We start from the raw sequence: 18844 nt of genomic DNA, 5'->3' as shown, positions 1-18844 counted from the left end.
AACCATTTGCTTCTTCAAAGAGTTATCTCGGTTGCCAGGCATTCCAACTCTTGGTTCAACGCTATAAAACGCTATTATCCTCAATATGGAAATTCTGGTCCTGCTTTTATACGGACTGGCACTGATGTTGTTGTTTTTTTACAACTGTGGTCAGTTAAGCCTCATTATCATTTACATACGTTCGGAACGAGAACGAAGGAAGGCCGCTCACTCGACTAATATACTGTCGCCAGATAAACTGCCTCGTGTAACGGTACAATTACCCATCTACAATGAACTGTATGTTGTTGAACGATTAATCGACGCCATAGTACGGCTGGAATACCCAAAAGATAAGCTCGATATTCAGCTCCTGGATGACTCGACAGACGAAACGGTTGGGTTAATTGCCCAGAAAGTAAACGAATACAAGCAGCAGGGCTTCGATATTGAGCACGTCCGCCGACCAGTTCGGACGGGTTTCAAAGCCGGGGCTCTTGCCTATGGCCTTGAGTTTGCCAAAGGCGAGTTCATTGCCATCTTCGATGCTGACTTTGTGCCTGATCCGGAATTCCTTATTAAGACGATACCGAACTTTGCTGATCCTAAAGTGGGTATCGTCCAGACACGCTGGGAACACCTGAACGAAGACTTTTCGCTGATGACCCAGCTACAGGCCTTCGGGCTGAATGCTCACTTCACCATCGAGCAAAGCGGACGTAATGCCGCCGGGTTTCTGGCCAATTTCAACGGCACAGGGGGCGTTTGGCGTAAAGTGGCTATTGCCGATGCGGGTGGTTGGCAGAGTGATACGTTGACAGAAGACCTGGATTTGAGCTACCGGGCTCAACTGCGGGGCTGGAAATTCGTTTACCGCGAAGATATTGGCTCACCCGCCGAATTACCTGTTGCGATGAATGCGCTGAAATCGCAGCAATACCGCTGGATGAAGGGCGCGGCCGAGTGCGCCCGAAAGTTATTCGGTAAAGTGCTTCGAACGCCGGGGGTATCCTTCACGATGAAACTGCACGCGTTTTTTCACCTGTTCAGCAGTGCTACGTTTATTCTAGTGCTGATTCTGGGCGTCATGAGCGTACCGTTGATTTACATTCGGAGCCATCATCCGGAATGGGAGTGGGTCTTCTATGTCATTAATCTGTTTCAATTCAATTTACTGATTCTTATTACCTTCTACGGTATTCCTCTTTGGTTCCTGAAGCCAACGACTAAAACCAAACTGGTGTGGTATTTTCCGATGTATTCATCTTTGATGATGGGCTTGTCGTTGCATAATACTATTGCCGTAATAGAAGGATATGTGGGCCGAAAGACTCCATTTGTGCGAACGCCCAAATTCAACGTCACCACATCTGCCGACCAATGGGATGGGAATGTATATGTAAGTCGTCAGGTGAACTGGCTGACGGTAGTAGAAGGATTTTTGTCTATCTATTTTTTAGGGGGCTTGATCCTGGCTGTTTATATCCATGATTTTCGTATGTTCTTTTTACACATCATGCTCATGGTTGGCTTCGGGATGGTATTCATCTATTCAATCGTTCAGGCCGGTCGTCGACCGGGAATAATTCGGGCCTGAGCGACAAGGGTATAGAATTTACTAAGTAGGATAAAAAGTAATGCACAAGGGGCTAAAGCTCGGTGCCGTGTCTTATAGATGGACACTCGCGCTGGACTTTAGCCCCTTGTGCATTAACATAAGGTGACATTATTGGTAGAACATTGTCTTATATTCGTACTTTTACGCTTCATTTTAGTCAAAAAGGGCTTGATAAGCTTAAAGACTACCGAATAAAAAAATCTATCATTGGATTAGACGATTGGCCCGATTTTGGCCGTTTGATAGAAGGACGTACCGTACGCTACTTATACTGAACCTGAAAGTACCCTCAATGGTGAACCCCTACTTTGTTCACAATCCTATTGTCAACCACTTTATTCCCACTGTTAGCCGGCTCCTGTTCGCTCCGAATGGGTGGTTAATCCTGGGGGTATGGTTGCTTTTGGGGATGGGCACAAGTTTCGGGCAAGACCAGCCCGCACCAGCGCCCGCCCGCCGAGCGGCTCCCAGCCGTCGACAGCAACAGGCCGCTACTGACTCTGCGCGAGCCCAGGCTCGCCGTCGAGCGGTTGCGCGGGCCGACTCCGCTAAACAGGCGCTTCAAAATCGCACTGATAGCATCAGAGCACTACGTAGTGCCAATCGCCGGGCCACCGTTAACTGGGCTGACCGGCGAGCGACGCGTTTTTCGGAACGACCGTCCAAGTCACCGTTTATCCTGCGCGATCCAAAAGGGATCGCAACGGAATTTCAGCTTAGTCCCGATGGTAGCATTGGTGTAGCCGAACGGGTAGGAGGGACCACGAGTCCGGGCGCTGGTACGCTTACGTCGGGAACTGCCGTGGCGGGCCAGTCTGTACCGGGATTGGCATTGCCGCCCTCTCAATTTGGATTGCCGTATCGACCCGCTGAGACCATTCCCTTTTCAACTTATAACCAGTTACAGAATCAGCGCGTTGAGAATACGCTCTGGCGTGAATACAGTGCTAGACGCGATGGACAAAGTGCCTTGAGCGGACGCGGGCTGATTCCCAAACTCGAACTGCCACCGGTTATTGATCGACTCTTCGGGGGTAGTAATGTGGATTTCAAACCCAATGGTTTCGTAACGCTCGACTTTGGGTACCTCTATCAATTTATTGACAATCCCGTATTGCCGGTCCGGCAGCGTCGGAATGGCAATTTCCTGTTCAATGAGCAGATCAATATTAACTTCAATGGTAAGATCGGAGAGAAATTAGGCATTCTGGCCAACTTCGATACCAAAGCCAGCTTCAATTTCGAGAATGCCCTGAAACTCAATTACAAGCCTGGTGGAGGTTTACCTGCTTTCGGGTCAGGACAGGGGTTGCCCAGCATGCCGGGTTTGCCTAATGCGCCGACGTTGCCGGGTTCCAGTAGCCTGACAACACCCGGCGGTTTTACCCCTCAGAATGAAAGTATTCTGCAGGGACTTGAAGTGGGTAATATTAACTGGGCTGTTAATAGTCAGTTGATTCCGGGTGTACAAAATCTATTTGGTATTAAAACCCAATTACGTTTTGGCCGACTCAATGCTACGTTGGTTGCATCGCAGCAGCGTTCACGGAAAAGTGAGATCGTCCTGCAGGGGGGGACGTCGAATCGGGTTTTTGAAATTCGGGCTGATCAGTATGACGAAAACCGGCACTTCTTCCTGTCGCAGTTTTTCCGATCCCGCTATGAATCTTCACTGAAGACATTGCCGCAGGTGACGTCGGGTATCAACGTAACGCGTATTGAAGTCTACGTTACGAACCGAACGAATACTACCACGGCCCTGCGCAACATCGTTGGGTTTCAGGACATAGGCGAAGGCAATCCCTATAGTCAGACAAACCCCAACCTGCTGCCATTTTCACGTAGTAACCTGACCCCCACCGACAACGCGGCCAATGGGCTTTACAGCAAACTAACGGCCAATTCGGCGAATCCGCTCCGTCAGGTGGACCGCACAAACGATGTATTGACGTCTACCTACGGGTTAGCGAAAAGCACTGATTATGACCTGCTACGCACGGCCAAACGCCTGACCGAAGCCGAGTTTAAACTCCAGGCCGATCTAGGGTATATTTCACTCGTGACCCCCCTGCGTAACGACGAAATTCTGGCTGTTTCTTATGAATATACGTACCAGGGCCAAAAGCATAAAGTGGGTGAACTGACCGAAGATTATCAGGCTCGCAAAGATGACGAGGTGTTGGTGATGAAGCTGCTGAAATCAGCTACGTTGCGCAACAACCTTCAGTTACCGATGTGGAACCTGATGATGAAGAACATTTATTCGCTCAATACATCGCAAATTACCCGGCAGGGATTCCAGTTGCGGCTTATTTATAAAGATGACGTAACGGGTATCGATAACCCTAACCTTCAGGAAGGCCGGAGAACGCAGAACCGACCGCTGGTGCAACTGTTTGGCATGGACCGGCTCAATCAGCAGTTGGACGCCCAGCCCGATGGCAATTTCGACTACGTCGAGAATTATACCATCGATAGCCGATATGGAAAAATTATTTTCCCGACGCTGGAGCCGTTTGGGTCGTATCTGGAAAAGCAATTCGATCCTGATGAGGATAATCTTAAAGCGAAATACGTATTTAGACAGCTATACAGTGGCACTCAAACGGATGCCGCACAGATTGCCGATAAAAACAAATTTTTCCTGAGGGGTTCGTTCCAGTCGAGCAACGGGGCCGAGGTACAACTGCCGTATGGAGTCAATGAGCAATCTGTTACGGTGACGGCGGGTGGTGTGGCCTTGATGGCTGGCCAGGACTACGTGTTTGATGCCCAGACGGGAAGGCTACGTATCACAAACGCGAGTGTAAGTAATTCGGGCCGCGAAATTCGTATCGGCTACGAACAGCCGGACTTGTTTCAAAACCAGATTCGGACGCTTATCGGTACTCGCTTAGACTATGCCGTTAACCGTGACATAAGCATTGGTTTGACGGCCATGCACATGAAGGAAACCCCCGCTGGTTTCCTGACTCGGGTGGCGCTTGGGAATGAACCAGTCAACAACACCATTTTAGGGTTGAATGCCACCATTCGCAAAGATGTGCCTGGTCTGACCCGCCTTCTGGATAAATTGCCTGTTGTTCAGACCAAAGAACTATCGACTCTACAGGCTACGGGCGAGGTTGCTCAGTTGTTTCCTGGCACGAATCCACGTGCTAACAATGAAAGTTTCCTGGATGATTTCGAAGCCGCTCGGACGATTTTTGACCTCACACGTCAGCCAATACGGTGGCGGCTGGGCACCACACCCCAGCAGTTCCCTCAGGGCTCGTTTTCTGATCCATTGCCGTTTGCCTACAACCGTGCCCGCATATCGGTTTACTCCGTCGACCCGAGTCTCTACGCAGCTGGTTCGCTGGGCGCTGTGTCGACTGTCGATCCCGACGATGCGAGGAAACACGTATACGAACGCTATTTTCTGCCTCAGGACTTGTTTCCCGGCCGTTCGGCACGGCCCGTCCAATTGCCCGAAACCATCCTGGACGTAGCCTATTTCCCCAGCGAACGGGGGATGTATAATTACAATACAAACCTGACAGCAGCCGGTCTACTGACGAATCCAAGAGGTAATTTCGGGGCTGTAACGCGGGCTATTTCTTCCGATAACGATTTCGACAATGCCAACATCGAGAACGTAACGTTCTGGCTTATGGACCCGTTTGTGCAGGGTGAGGCCGGGAAAGTTCGTGCCGGTCCGGATGCCAGTCAGCAGACCAATAATACAACAGGTGGTAAGTTACTTTTTAACCTGGGCGATATTTCGGAAGATGTTATGAAAGACAGCCGTTACGAGTTTGAAAACGGCTTTCCGCTTAGTGACGAAGTCAATAATCCCCGGATTGGTGGAGTTGAGACAACAAATTGGGGGAAAGCGCCCACGCAGCAATTTGTGACGAATGCCTTCCAGAGCGGCTCCCGGGAACGGCAGGATATTGGCCTGGACGGACTGAGTAGCCAGCCGAATATTCCGACAGGTGTTACGTCGGAGCAGGACTTCTTCAAAAATTACCTGGCGGCCATTCAAACAAGAGTTACCGATCCTAACGCACTGGCCGAGATTCGGAGAGACCCCTCTGGGGATGACTTCCAATTTTATCTTGGTGAAGAAGCGGACCAACAGAAATACGTAGTCGCGCGGTACAAGAAGTTTATGGGGATGGAGAATAACTCGCCTGAAAACACGACGACGAACCAGTACCTGACGCCGGCATCCTCAACGCTGCCTGACATTGAGGATTTGAATATCGACAACACCATCAATGACAACGAAGCCTATTATGAGTATGAAATTGACCTGCAGCCGGGGAAACTCGAAGTTGGTCAGAAATACATTGTTGACAAGGTAACCGTTCCATCGGAAGGGGCACCGGGTGGCGTAGTGACTTGGTATCAGTTCCGGATTCCGGTGCGTGAACCAGCGCGTAAAGTGGGTAGCATCAGTGGCTTCAAATCCATTCGATTCATGCGGATGTACCTGACCAATTTTGCCGAACCAGTAGTACTACGTTTCGCGGAGTTGCAGATGGAAGCGAACCAGTACCGTAAGTACACAGGTGACCTTACGCAGTCTGGCTTACAGGAAGTCCCCGAACCGTACGATGCTAATTTCACCGTCTCAACAGTTAACGTCGAAGAAAACAGCAGTACGGCAGCCACCGTGGCGGGGAATGACAAATACATCTACTCCGTGCCGCCGGGTTATGTTCGTGACCGCGATTATACCCAGGTTACTACGGTGCAACTGAACGAGCAGTCGATGCGGATGAGCGTAACGAACCTGCGTGATGGCGATTCGCGTGGGGCGTTCCGAAATACCAACTTTAATCTGTTATTCCGGGAGCGGCTCAAAATGTTTGTGCACATGCACAACCCCGATAACGAGAGTGGACAGGTATCTGCTTTTGTCCGGCTTGGCACGGATTATACGAACAATTACTACGAAATCGAAATTCCGAACCTGATTGCGACCCCTCCGGGTACCTCGGACGCTGCTGCGGTCTGGCCTACCTCTGGCGGGCTACCGGGCGGAAATGATCTGGATATAGCCTTAGAAGAACTGATTAACCTTAAAGCCGATCGCAATCGCCAATTGACGCGCCAAACGTCGCTGGCCTTTTCGGAAATGTCGGCCAGTGGTCGTTATCGACTTACGGTCGTGGGCAACCCGGACTTAAGTTCGGTACAGTCCATCATGATTGGGGTGCGTAATCCGAAGATGGCTGGCGACGGTGAGCGGCCCAAGTCCTTTACAATCTGGGTCGATGAACTGCGGGCTAATGGCTACGATCAGCATGCGGGAATGGCCGCCGTTGGATCGGTGAGTGTGAAATTGGCTGATCTCGCTACGGTAACCGCGTCGGGTCGGGTTACTACGTTCGGGTTCGGGGGCGTTCAGACGCGCATTGGAGAACGAGCCCTGTCAACAACCTCGGAGTTTGGCTTTTCGTCGGCTATTTCAGTGGATAAATTTCTGCCCGCTACCTGGGGATTGCGTATTCCGCTTTATGTCAACTTCGATCACCGAAACATAGACCCTCATTTTGACCCACTCGACCCCGATACCCCGCTGGAGACCTCACTGTCGACCAAATCGGAAGCTGAACGGGATAGTTATCGCCGACTGGTTCAGGACAACACCATGCGCCGGGGCTACAATTTCTCGAATGTTAGGAAAGTAAAAACCAACCCGAATGCCAAATCGCACTTCTGGGATATTGAAAATTTTGCGTTTACGTATGCCTTCAACGATACGAAACACACCAACATTCTGACCCAGGAGTACCTACAACGGCAGAATAGAGGAGGCATTACGTACACGTACGCGGCACAACCGAAACCGTTTGAACCCTTCAAGAACGTAGCGTCGTTCGAAGCGCCCTATCTGCGCTGGCTCAAGGATTTCAACATAACGTTGCTGCCATCCTTAGTGTCGATTCGCAGCGATATGGACCGGAGCTTTATCAAAACCCAGCTTCGCTCGTCGGATTTGACGACCAATGGGATTGTGCCACAATTCGAGAAGTATTTTCTGTTCAACCGGTATTATGACCTGACCTGGAATCTGACGCGGAACCTGGTACTGACGTACCATGCGCAGGCGAATGCCATCATCGACGAACCAGCCGGTGATATTAATACGAAGGCGAAACGCGACTCGATTATCAACAGCATTAAGCAACTTGGCCGAATGAAAAACTTCGTGCAGGATATTCGGGCTACGTATCGGTTACCGCTGGACAAGATTCCATTGCTCGACTGGATGTCGGCGGATGCCATCTATGGCGTAGGCTATCAGTTTCAGGCCAATTCGTTTGGCATTGCCGATACGCTTGGCGTACCATTCGGTAATATTCTGCGCAACAGCCGAGAACGAGGTATAACCGGTCGGGTGGATCTGATTCGGTTGTATAATAAAATTCGCTACCTACGCTTTGTCAACACGCCATCGCCGGTACGTAAAAACTTTGCCCGGAATCCGGGAGACATCGAAGACATTGTGCAGGGAGAGAGCAAAGTGCTCAAGAACTTTACGAGGGCCTTATTGACGGTGCGCGGGATCAATTTCTCCTACGTCATTCAGGAGTCTACGATTTTGCCGGGCTTTCTGCCAACGCCACGATTCTTTGGTTTGGACCGCAACAACGCGCCGGGTCTGGGCTTCGTGCTGGGTAGTCAGGACCATAACATAGTTTATAAAGCCGCCGATAAAGGCTGGCTTTCGCCGAGTACGGTACTCAATACCGCTTTCCAGCAGAACATTACGAAGAAGTTTACGGCTAGTACGACACTGGAACCGTTTAAGGATTTTCGGATGCAGATAAACTGGCGCCTGGACCGTACAGATGCGTATCAGGAATACTACCGGCCGGGCTCACAGGGCGGGCCGTTTGAGACGTTCTCGCCGGTACGTAACGGGCAGTTTAGCATGTCATTCTGGTCGTTCCGCACCGCCTTTATTGGCTTGCGAGGTGACAATACGTCTCCTATTTTCGATCGTTTTGAATCCTACCGGAAATACTTTGTTGATAAGTTGACAGCCGCCAACGCCGAAAAGACAGGTAAGTATGATATAACCTCGCAGGATGTATTAATACCCGCTTTCTTTGCCGCCTATAGCGGTCAGCCTATTGAGAAAGCACAACTGTCGCCGTTCTACAATTTTCCCTTGCCGAACTGGCAGGTAGCCTATAATGGCCTGTCGGGATTAGGGTTCATTCGGAAAAAATTCAGTGCGTTTACGATCAACCACAGCTATTCGTCAACCTATAGCGTCGGTAACTTTATATCTAACCTGGATTACGGAGCGGCTTACGTCAACTTATCCGTCCAGAATGCTCCACTGGCAACGTCCATCAACCAGCAGGGGCAATTTGTGCCGGTGTTTGCGATGAGCACCATCACCATGTCAGAGAAGTTTGCTCCGTTGATTGGAGTGCAGTTTCAGACCAAGAGCCGGGTTACTGGCCGACTTGAGTATAATCAGAGTCGCGACGTAGCGCTGAGTCTGTCTAACTCACAAGTCGCCGAGTTGAGCAACAAAGATCTGACCGCTTCTGTAGGGTTTACGAAACAGAATTTCCGCATTCCGTTCCGGATCAATGGCGCCTACAAAAAGCTGAAAAATGACCTGACGTTCTCCTGTAATGTTACCTTCCGCGACACCCGCGCCATTCAGCGCAAATTAGATGCTGAGCAGATCATTACGGCCGGAAATGTGAACTTCCAGCTACGTCCTCAAGTCAGTTATGTTGTTAGTCGTCGGTTGAATTTCAATTTCTATTTCGACCGCACCTTCAACGATCCACTCGTGTCGAACTCCTTCCGACGGGCAACTACTTCGGGGGGTATACAGGTGAAATTCAACCTGGCTGAGTAACGCCAGAATAACCGAGTCCAATCCACTTCTATTTATGAAAAAGGTTGCCATTGTAACCGGAACATCTACCGGTATTGGGCTTGAAACGGCTGTTTCGTTAGCCAAAGCTGATTACAAAGTATATGCAACAATGCGGAATCCTGACAAAGCCGGGCCGCTTCGGGAACGTATCGATGCCGAAAATCTGGACATCGAACTTGCTACGTTAGATGTCACAAGCGAGGCATCTGTCAATGCCTGTTTTGAGACCATTTTTGAGCGCGAAGGCCGTCTGGACGTATTGATCAACAATGCCGGCATGGGTTTTCTGCGCACTGCCGAGCAAGCTACGGATGCCGAAATAAGTCAGGTATTTGAAACGAACGTATTTGGGGTAATGCGGTGTGTCAGGAAAGTGTTACCTGTTATGAGGGCGCAGCACAGCGGTCATCTTATATTTATTTCTTCCGTGGGTGGCCTGGTTGGGCAACCATTCAATGAAATTTACTGCTCCTCGAAGTTTGCACTCGAAGGGTATGCCGAAACACTGGCGACTTATCTCGAACCCTTCTTTGGTATCAGCGTCAGCCTGGTTGAACCCGCGGCTGTGACCTCGGAATTTTCCAACAACGTACTGTCGAGTCTTCAGCAAACAGGCGGCTTTCGAGATGATGCCTACTCACCGATCATCACGGCCTACCTCAACCGTTTCCGCTCCCGTGCCAGCCAAAGTGGACAGACACCAGCGGATATTGCGGAGGTGGTGTTGCAGACACTGGCGGCCCAGCCTGCTCCGGTACGCGTACGCACATCCGACTTTGCCGAGCAGTTCTGTCGCTTTAAAACCGGGGCTGATCCTGATGGATTACAGCAGACGGTGGCTATTCGAGCCTTGCAATTAGGGTTATAAGGGCTCATTGGCGACGTATTAAATCGCCTTACAGCCAGATTTCGCTCAACAATCTTTCTGTTTGCTGGTTGATGCTACCAACACCTTACCAACAGCAACCGTATGAAATATAACCCGCTTGGAAATACCGGCGTCTTAGTGTCCGAAATTTGCCTTGGTACCATGACCTTCGGCGGAACTGGCTACTGGAAAGCGATGGGTGAACTCCAGCAAAACGCCGTTAATGACATTGTTAAAACTGCCCTGGATAACGGTATTAATTTTATTGATACCGCTAACGTCTATTCATTCGGTGAGTCAGAACGATTGCTGGGACAGGCGATCCAGTCGCTCGGGGTATCGAGGGATGAACTTATACTTGCCACCAAAGTGCGGGGGCGTATGGGCGAGGGCAAAAATCAGGTTGGGCTGGGGCGTCTGCAAATCATGCAGCAGATTGAGGGGAGCCTGAAACGACTCCAGACGGATCATGTGGACTTGTATCAGATTCACGGATTTGACCCGATGACACCCCTGGAAGAAACCATGCGTGGGTTGGAGGACGTAGTAAGAAGCGGCAAAGTACGGTATATCGGTTGCTCGAACCTGGCAGCGTGGCAGGTTATGAAAGCAAATGGGATTGCCGAAAAGAATGGCTGGACGAAGTTTGTGTCAACCCAGAATTATTATTCCATTGCTGGTCGCGACCTCGAAAATGAGATTGTTCCGATGGTGCAGGATCAGCAGATGGGTATTTTGCCATGGAGCCCATTAGCCGGGGGATTTTTGTCAGGGAAATATACGCGGGATAACAAACCCGAAGGCGATTCCCGCCGACTAGCCTTCGATTTCCCACCCGTCAATCAGGAGAAAGCTTACGATATTATTGAGGCTATGGAGTCTATTGCAGAGGCTCACCGTGGCGACGGATCGGGAGTTTCGGTAGCCCGGGTGGCGCTGGCATGGGTATTAGCCAAACCGGGTGTTACGAGCGTTATCATCGGCGCAAAAAATACAGATCAACTCTTGGACAACATCAAAGCCGCTGACCTGAGTTTGACAGCGGAACAGCTTGAACAGCTCGATGAAGTAAGTGCGACGAGTAAGCCTTATCCGCAGTGGATGATTCAGCGGCAGAGCAGTGATCGCCTTGGCGCTTATAATTTCTCGCCGAATCAGTCGGCCGTCGTTAAGTAATTATGTGGACGGGTACCCGTCCACATTACTGTTTGCAATTTTGGCCCCTTCTACCGTATTTTGTGCGTATAAATTAATTCTCCCCATAATGAATTTTCCCGCAGAACTGAGCTATACAGAGGATCACGAATGGATTCGGATAGAAGATGACGGTACGGCCGTGGTGGGCATTACCGAATTCGCACAGAATGAACTGGGTGATATTATCTTTATAGATGTTAATACCATTGGACAATCGCTCGCAAAAGGTGATGTGTTTGGCGCTGTTGAGGCTGTAAAAACTGTGTCGGATCTGTTTTTGCCGATTGAAGGTGAAGTTCTTGAGTTGAATCCAGCCATCGAGAAAAGCCCTGAGTTGCTGAATAGCGATCCGTATGGCGAAGGCTGGATTATCCGTCTGAAACCCGCAAGTGCGGTTGAGCAGGACGGCTTACTGACAGCCGATGCGTATCGGGAGTTAGTAGGTGCCTGATTGACTATATTTTAGACCAGAAGGCTCCGAGAGGGGCCTTTTTTGTGAACCAGAATGCTCATTTACTGAGCCATGCCACTGCCCATGCAATTCTTAATCCGTGCTGCCCGCGTTGTTGATCCGGCTTCTGCCTTCGATGGACAAGTAGTTGATATATTAATCGGAAACGGTCTTATTCAACAAATCGGCGTAAATCTGGAAACCAATGCAACAGTACAGGTAATTGAAGCCGACGAATTGCACGTATCGACGGGCTGGGTAGACATGCGCGTGTTGGCGCAGGACCCCGGTTATGAACACAAAGAAGACCTGACGAGCGTTTGTCAGGCGGCTGCGGCCGGTGGCTTTACTGACATTGCTGTATTGCCCAATACGCAGCCTGTGATTGATGCCAAAGGAACACTTGGCTACGTTCGGCGCATGGCTGAAGGGCAGGTGGTAACTGTTCACGTAATTGCCGCCGTAACAAAAAAAGCAGCAGGTGAAGACTTTACGGAGATGCTTGATCTGCATCATGCCGGAGCCGTCGCGTTTTCGGATGGAACGCATCCTCTCCAGAATCCTGATTTGCTGCTGAAAACCCTTCAGTATCTGCAACCTGTCAATGGGCTCTTGATGAATCGTCCCGAAGAACAGTTGCTTACGAGTTTCGGGCAAATGCACGAAGGCGTTCAGAGTACGTTGCTTGGCCTGAAGGGAATGCCCGCCTTAGCCGAAGAGCTTATGGTTGAACGCGATCTGCGCTTGCTGGATTATGTTTTGGGCGTGGAGCATGGGGCGTGGAGCATGGAGTCAGAAGCTAAGTCGAATCTGGAGCCTTTAAGCCCCAACCCCCATGCTCCAAGCTCCACGCCACCTGTGCTGCACTTTTCCACTATCTCGACGGCGCGTTCAGTGGAGCTGATTCGGCAGGCCAAGGCGCAGGGAATGCCCGTCAGTTGCGATGTAGCGGCTCACCAATTAGTTTTTGATGACTCGGCTCTAGCTGGTTTTGATACCAATCTGAAAGTAAATCCGCCGTTCCGATCTAAGGCCGATGTAGCGGCTCTCTGGGCAGGGCTGGCCGACGGCACTATTGATGCCATTGTATCGGATCATTCGCCCCAGGATGCTGAAAGCAAAAACCTGGAGTTCGATCAGGCCGAATTTGGGGTAATTGGCCTGGAAACAGTCTTTGCTGCGGTCATGACCCATAATCAGAATGTACCACTGGCACAGATCATCGAAAAAATCACCAGTAGGCCCCGGCAAATCTTACGACTTTTGCCGGTGCATATTGCCGGAGGACAACCGGCTAACCTGACGCTCTTCGACCCAACCGCTACGTGGACCTACGACCGTACGCTCTCTAAATCAAAGAATTCGCCGTTTCTTGGCCAAAGGCTTACGGGCCGCGTTATTGGGACCGTACATCACGGTCATTTTAATAAATCTGTATGAAAAGTATTCTTTCTTATTTCGGAAATCCGTTGCTGAAAATCCCGCTTCTGGCTGGGTTGGCAACGGGTGTTCTGTGTTTCCTGTATTTTCTGGCACTATATGCCGCGGGCGTCCCGGCGCTGGGTAACATCCGTGTGCTCGACTATGGCATTCATATTATCGTAATGGTAGGAACAGTCTGGTACTACCGGAAATACATTGGTCATGGTCGACTACATTTGTGGGAAGGCCTGACGATTGGGTATGTGCTCAACACCATAGCCGCTTTGGTGACCGGCTGGCTTATTTATCTATTTGTGACGCAGATTGATCCGGGCGTCTTTGCGGAGTACGTAGTGAATTCTAAAAAGCTACTGCTGGAGGGTAAAAAACAGATCACCGATCAGTTTGGCCCGGAAACTTTCGCCAAGCAATGGGATAAAGTCATTACTATGAAACCATCGGTACTACTGCCCGATGAACTGACGAAGAAAACAGCTTTAGCGGTGCTGCCCGTGCTCATTATCTCGCTTCTCTTCCGAAAACAGGATTATAGCGTATTGCAATAAACGTATCATCGGATTATAGATCACAGCCATGAATGAACAGCCTTCTGCTGCACGTATTGCTTTAAAATGGGGTTTCCTGACAGCGCTGGTCGAATTGTTGGTAACATCAATCCGGTACGCGCTAAATCAATACGTAAATTTTCTCTTTCCTGTCCTTACCGTCCTCATCCTTGCTGCTGGTACCGTATTGGCTATGCGGGAGTTTCGTCAACAGAATAAGGGCTGGATGACGTACGGAGAAAGTATTAGCCTAACGTTGCTACTGTTTGCCATCATTGGCATCATGGATTCTACCTATCAACAAGTCTATCAGACTTATATCGATCCGGCGTATACAGAAAAAACGCTCAGCCAGACCCGGGATATGATGGAGCGGTTTGGGGCTAAAGATGAGCAATTGGAGCAATTTGATGAGCAGGTCGAGGATGCTGGAAATAAGCCAAAGAAAGGCATGGCAGGCATATCGTTCATTGGGAGTATTTTGTTTTGGGTGTTTGGCGGATTCCTGATGTCACTGATTATTGGCGCATTTATGCGAAAGACCAAAACCAATCCGTTTGAGTAGAAAAAAGTGTATAGGTTACGGTATACCGTAAACCCAAAACCGCACTATGCTGGCCATTTTTCGCAAAGAAGTCAATCAGTTTTTCTCATCGCCCATTGCATACATCATCATGGGCGTGTTCCTGACGGCTCTTGGGTTGTTGCTCTGGGTGTTCCCTGACACGAGTCTGCTCGAGAATGGGTACGCCGACATGGGCACGTTCTTTAATTTGACACCCTACGTTATGCTGTTTCTTGTACCCGCCATCACGATGCGCGCCATTGCCGATGAAATTCGGTCGGGTACGCTCGAATGGTTGCTGACGAAACCCGTCAGCCGGTGGGGCGTCGTGGTTGGGAAGTTTCTGGCGAGCTGGCTTTTAGTGATACTTACGTTACTGCCCACCCTGCTGTACTACGTTTCCCTGTATCAACTCGGTTCACCTGTAGGTAATATCGATTCGGCAGGCGTGTTTGGATCATATATTGGGCTAATTTTGTTGTCAGGCGTGTTCGTGTCCGTTGGGTTGTGGGCGTCATCACTCAACGATAATCAGGTAGTTGCCTTTGTGCTGGGCGTATTTTTCTGCTTTCTGCTTTACGCCGGGCTGAGTGCGCTGGCAGGCTTATCGATGCTTGGTAGCTTGGCCTATTATCTGTCCTCATTCGCCCTAGACGAACAATACCGAGCCCTGGGAAGGGGCGTAATTGACTCGCGCAACGTTATTTATCTATTTAGCCTGATCATACTCTTTTTACTACTGACAGCCAACCGACTGAAAGCTTCCAAATGAGAATTAATCCAATCCTGCTACGTGGGCTAGCCATCACCTGGACAATCATTATGTTGATTGGCTGCCTGACGCCCCATGCGCAATTGCCTGGCACACTGACTAACTGGAACGATAAACTCATGCACATAGCCATATTTATACCATTTTCCTCGCTGTGGATGCTGGCTGGTATGAGACTACAAACGGCGCTCATTGCCGGGGTGCTCTTCGGCGCCCTTATCGAAGGACTTCAATACGTATTGCCTATCAATAGAAGCTGTGATGTTATCGATCTCCTTGCTGATTCTGTTGGTGCTATACTAGGTGTGGGACTGGCGCTGGTCTGGTATCGGCTATTTCCAAAGCAGGGTTTTTAAATTGTATTGGCTCATTAAGGAAAAAATCGCCAAATTAACCGCCAAAATCATTGATCATTATGCATATTGGATTTATTGGCTTAGGAAAGATGGGGTTCAACCTCGTCAGTAACTTAGTAAAGCACGGTCATACCGTTGTTGGCTACGATATTAATGAGACGCTGGTCGAAGCCATCAAAACTGAAGGCGCCCAGGGAGTCAATACGCTACAGGACCTCTATAATGCGCTACCCGAGAAGCGTGTTTTGTGGTTGATGATACCGGCTGGGCCCTTAGTCGATAAAGTCATAGAACAGCTGCTAACCGTAATGCAAGCGGGCGACATCGTTATTGATGGTGGTAACTCGCATTACAAGGATTCGCTACGTCGGCACGAATACTTGAAAGAGAAAGGCATCGGTTTCCTGGATTGCGGTACCAGTGGAGGTATCAGCGGAGCTTTGAACGGAGCCTGTACCATGGTTGGTGGCGATCCAGATGTAATTGAACCCTTGCACGGCGTGTTCAGGGATATTTCGGTTGAAGATGGGTATCTCTATACCGGTCCCGCGGGTAGTGGCCACTTCACCAAAATGGTGCACAACGGAATCGAATACGGCATGATGCAATCTATTGCCGAAGGGTTCGAGGTACTGGAAAAAAGTCAATTCCCGCTCGACTTTGAAGCCGTTGCCAAAATGTGGAGTCACGGCTCCGTTATTCGTGGCTGGCTGATGGAACTGACCGAAAATGCCTTTAGTAAAGATCCTAAACTGGATGCGATCAAAGGCAAAATGTTCTCTTCGGGTGAGGGGAAATGGACGCTCGAAACAGCACTCGATCTAGGTGTGCCAACCCCCGTTATGGCTCTGTCACTCATCATGCGCTACCGGTCGTTGCAAGACGATACATTCACCGGAAAAGTAGTAGCGGCACTACGTAACGAATTCGGTGGGCATGCTGTCGAGAAAAAATAAATTTCATCCTACTAAATTCTCACTCAATCCAATTGCTTTTTTTTCGTTAGTATTACATACCGTAAGGTTCGGGCAGTTTCGATTGTCGTTTTACTGTACAATCGAAGCGGCCCGAACCTTTTTTTATAACTTTATAACTACTAGAACCACCGTACGCATACATGAAGGTACTGAGCGTCATCAGCGATCCCGTTTTTACGGAGCGTGAGTATAATCGGCTTGACCGGTTTTTCCTCCAATACATTAAAGACGAGCGAGATTTGCCCTTTATTTATCTTACCATTCGAATAAGTCTTATCTTAATTCCCCTTAGTGTTCTATTGTTCATGCCCTTTCTGACAGGCTGGGCCTGGTGGGTAGTGGCCGTGGTACATTTCGGATTTAGTAATTTCGGTATTAAAGGGCCTTTCGGATTGATGCTTCATTGCACCAGCCATCGGCAGTTCTTTAAGTCTGAATATGGCTGGATGAACAACTATCTGCCCTGGATACTGGCTCCACTTTTTGGCCATACCCCCGAAACCTACTACAGCCATCATATTGGTATGCATCATCCCGAGAACAACCTTGAAGATGATGACAGCAGTACAATGACGTATCAACGGGATAGTGTTCGAAGTTTCGTCGCTTATTTTGGCCGTTTTTTTGTCGTAGGTGTTCGTAATCTGTTGGGCTATCTCCGGAAGAAGAACCGGCCTAAATTAGCTACTCGTGCCTTTGCTGGTGAAATAATATTTAGCATCGTTTGCATAGCACTTTGCTTTGTAAGCTGGCCCGCAGTAATCGCCGTCTTCGTATTCCCGCTCTTTATTTACCGTCTGATTGCTATGGTAGGCAATTGGACACAGCACTCGTTTGTGGATGGCGAAGATCCGGGTAATGCGTATAAAAACAGCCTTACCTGCATCAATGTGAATTATAACAAAAAGTGCTGGAATGATGGCTACCATATTAGCCACCACGTTCGACCGGGTATGCACTGGAGCGAACACCCCACATTTTTTCTGAAAACGATTGATAAATACGCGCAAAACCAAGCGATTATTTTTGATGGCCTGGATTTTGGTAACGTTTTCTTTCTACTGATGCGTAGGCGTTACGATGTTCTGGCTCAGCACATGGTTAACGTTAACGGTACGTTTGCCAACGATGAAGAAGCCATTGCTTTATTACGTCGTCGTACAAAACGGATTCCGTTTCGGACTGAAAGATTGACTGCGTCCAAAGTAGCTGTTGCTGCTTGATCAGCCCCGAGAATTTAAATTTACTGACTGTTTCCTCCATCAATTCGCATTTCAAGGGTGCGCTGAATGTCGACGGGCACATTCGAGAGGAAATCATAGCCGGTCAGGGTTTCCAATGCATCGACACTGGTTATATAAGCTCTCCAGGGTTTATCAGCAGCCGATTGATCGTTAGGAATATTTACGGCAATAATTCGGGTACTGGATGTAAGTTGAAAAGAATCATCAGCACCAACAGGAACGACGATCAATATTTTCCAGAGCGTTGCCGGAACGGTCAACTTGCCATTAGCCAGGGACGTAGCATAACCGTTTTGTCCCGTGCCTCCCGTTCCGCTTGTGCCCGCGATAATGTAAACGTCATTACCACCACCCATCAATTGCCGTTCGTAATCTTCCAAGCTTTTCCATACTTCCCGATTATGACGAGGGGCTTGCGGCACTATATTGGTGAGAATAAACGTAGCAGCATTGTCTTCGGGCGTGTTGTCGCGGTCGTCGGATGGGCAGAGGTGCCCCCGGTCAAAGCCCGTGTTCGTGTAATCAGACGTGCGAACGGCATACCAGCCAGTTGGTAACGTAGCATCGGGTCTGAACTCATTGGTCCGTTTAGCATCTCCTTTCCAGACCGTACTCAAGCGCCAACTGACCCAGTTTGCAATTCCCCGGCTGCGATTGTATGACACAACGTATTGGGGCTTTGTCAGCAGATAGTTATCAGGATTATCAGTCGATGCGCCACTCGGATTACCAAGGGCGAGATTATCCGTGCGGTGTAGGGGAGCGGGCGCTATGATTGGGCGTACCGTTCGGCACCCATCCAGTAAGAGTCCCAGCGTAACTGCTAAGAGGATTGTTTTCAGTTGATACGTCATATTGATTGATTTTGCTAACATTCTTGCAGAACTTTACATGTCTATAAATGTAATGAAACTCTACTTAGCCTATTG

At 49.4% G+C, this 18844-nt stretch carries 13 protein-coding genes; 12 read left to right on the top strand and 1 reads right to left on the bottom strand.

Annotated elements, in window-relative coordinates; genetic code table 11:
- Window positions 1-85 precede the first annotated feature (85 nt).
- The 12 genes from ACYVEA_RS06505 to ACYVEA_RS06450 all read left to right on the top strand — a co-directional run bounded on the left by ACYVEA_RS06505 (window position 86) and on the right by ACYVEA_RS06450 (window position 17894).
- A complete protein-coding gene (locus ACYVEA_RS06505) occupies window positions 86-1576 on the top strand; it encodes a cellulose synthase family protein (protein WP_461112544.1) in 1491 nt (496 codons plus the stop codon).
- A 313-nt stretch (window positions 1577-1889) separates the two neighbouring features.
- Window positions 1890-9476, top strand: coding sequence for a T9SS outer membrane translocon Sov/SprA (gene sov / locus ACYVEA_RS06500; protein WP_461112543.1), 7587 nt, complete (start codon window positions 1890-1892; stop codon window positions 9474-9476).
- 34 nt (window positions 9477-9510) lie between these two features.
- Complete coding sequence (locus ACYVEA_RS06495; RefSeq protein WP_461112542.1) at window positions 9511-10365, top strand: SDR family oxidoreductase; 855 nt, start codon at window positions 9511-9513, stop codon at window positions 10363-10365.
- A 102-nt stretch (window positions 10366-10467) separates the two neighbouring features.
- Window positions 10468-11541, top strand: a complete 1074-nt coding sequence (locus tag ACYVEA_RS06490) for an aldo/keto reductase (protein WP_461112541.1) — start codon at window positions 10468-10470, stop codon at window positions 11539-11541.
- A gap of 88 nt (window positions 11542-11629) precedes the next feature.
- Entirely contained in the window at window positions 11630-12013 is a 384-nt protein-coding gene (gcvH, locus tag ACYVEA_RS06485; RefSeq protein ID WP_461112540.1) for a glycine cleavage system protein GcvH, read from the top strand.
- 84 nt (window positions 12014-12097) lie between these two features.
- Entirely contained in the window at window positions 12098-13453 is a 1356-nt protein-coding gene (locus ACYVEA_RS06480) for a dihydroorotase (protein ID WP_461112539.1), read from the top strand.
- On the top strand, window positions 13450-14001 hold the full coding sequence (locus ACYVEA_RS06475; protein WP_461112538.1) for a DUF4199 domain-containing protein: 552 nt from the start codon (window positions 13450-13452) through the stop codon (window positions 13999-14001). The genes ACYVEA_RS06480 and ACYVEA_RS06475 overlap by 4 nt, the downstream gene beginning before the upstream one ends.
- Before the next feature lie 28 nt (window positions 14002-14029).
- Window positions 14030-14566, top strand: a complete 537-nt coding sequence (locus ACYVEA_RS06470) for a DUF4199 domain-containing protein (RefSeq protein WP_461112537.1) — start codon at window positions 14030-14032, stop codon at window positions 14564-14566.
- Between the two features lie 46 nt (window positions 14567-14612).
- On the top strand, window positions 14613-15338 hold the full coding sequence (gene gldF, locus ACYVEA_RS06465) for a gliding motility-associated ABC transporter permease subunit GldF (RefSeq protein ID WP_461112536.1): 726 nt from the start codon (window positions 14613-14615) through the stop codon (window positions 15336-15338).
- Window positions 15335-15694 (top strand): VanZ family protein, encoded by a 360-nt coding sequence (locus tag ACYVEA_RS06460; RefSeq protein ID WP_461112534.1) that lies wholly within the window; start codon window positions 15335-15337, stop codon window positions 15692-15694. The genes gldF and ACYVEA_RS06460 overlap by 4 nt, the downstream gene beginning before the upstream one ends.
- 59 nt (window positions 15695-15753) lie before the next feature.
- On the top strand, window positions 15754-16650 hold the full coding sequence (gnd, locus tag ACYVEA_RS06455) for a phosphogluconate dehydrogenase (NAD(+)-dependent, decarboxylating) (RefSeq protein WP_461112533.1): 897 nt from the start codon (window positions 15754-15756) through the stop codon (window positions 16648-16650).
- Window positions 16651-16811: 161 nt separating this feature from the next.
- The gene (locus ACYVEA_RS06450) at window positions 16812-17894 is read left to right on the top strand and encodes a fatty acid desaturase family protein (RefSeq protein ID WP_461112532.1); all 1083 of its coding nucleotides are present in this window, start codon (window positions 16812-16814) and stop codon (window positions 17892-17894) included.
- Between the two features lie 20 nt (window positions 17895-17914).
- Here the strand turns inward: ACYVEA_RS06450 and ACYVEA_RS06445 are convergent, their stop codons facing one another.
- Window positions 17915-18769 (bottom strand): DNA/RNA non-specific endonuclease, encoded by an 855-nt coding sequence (locus tag ACYVEA_RS06445; protein ID WP_461112530.1) that lies wholly within the window; start codon window positions 18767-18769, stop codon window positions 17915-17917.
- Window positions 18770-18844: the final 75 nt, after the last annotated feature.

The sequence above is a fragment of the Spirosoma jeollabukense genome (assembly GCF_054777855.1).
Note: the sequence above shows the minus strand (reverse complement) of the source record. Positions and strands in the feature narration are given on the sequence as shown.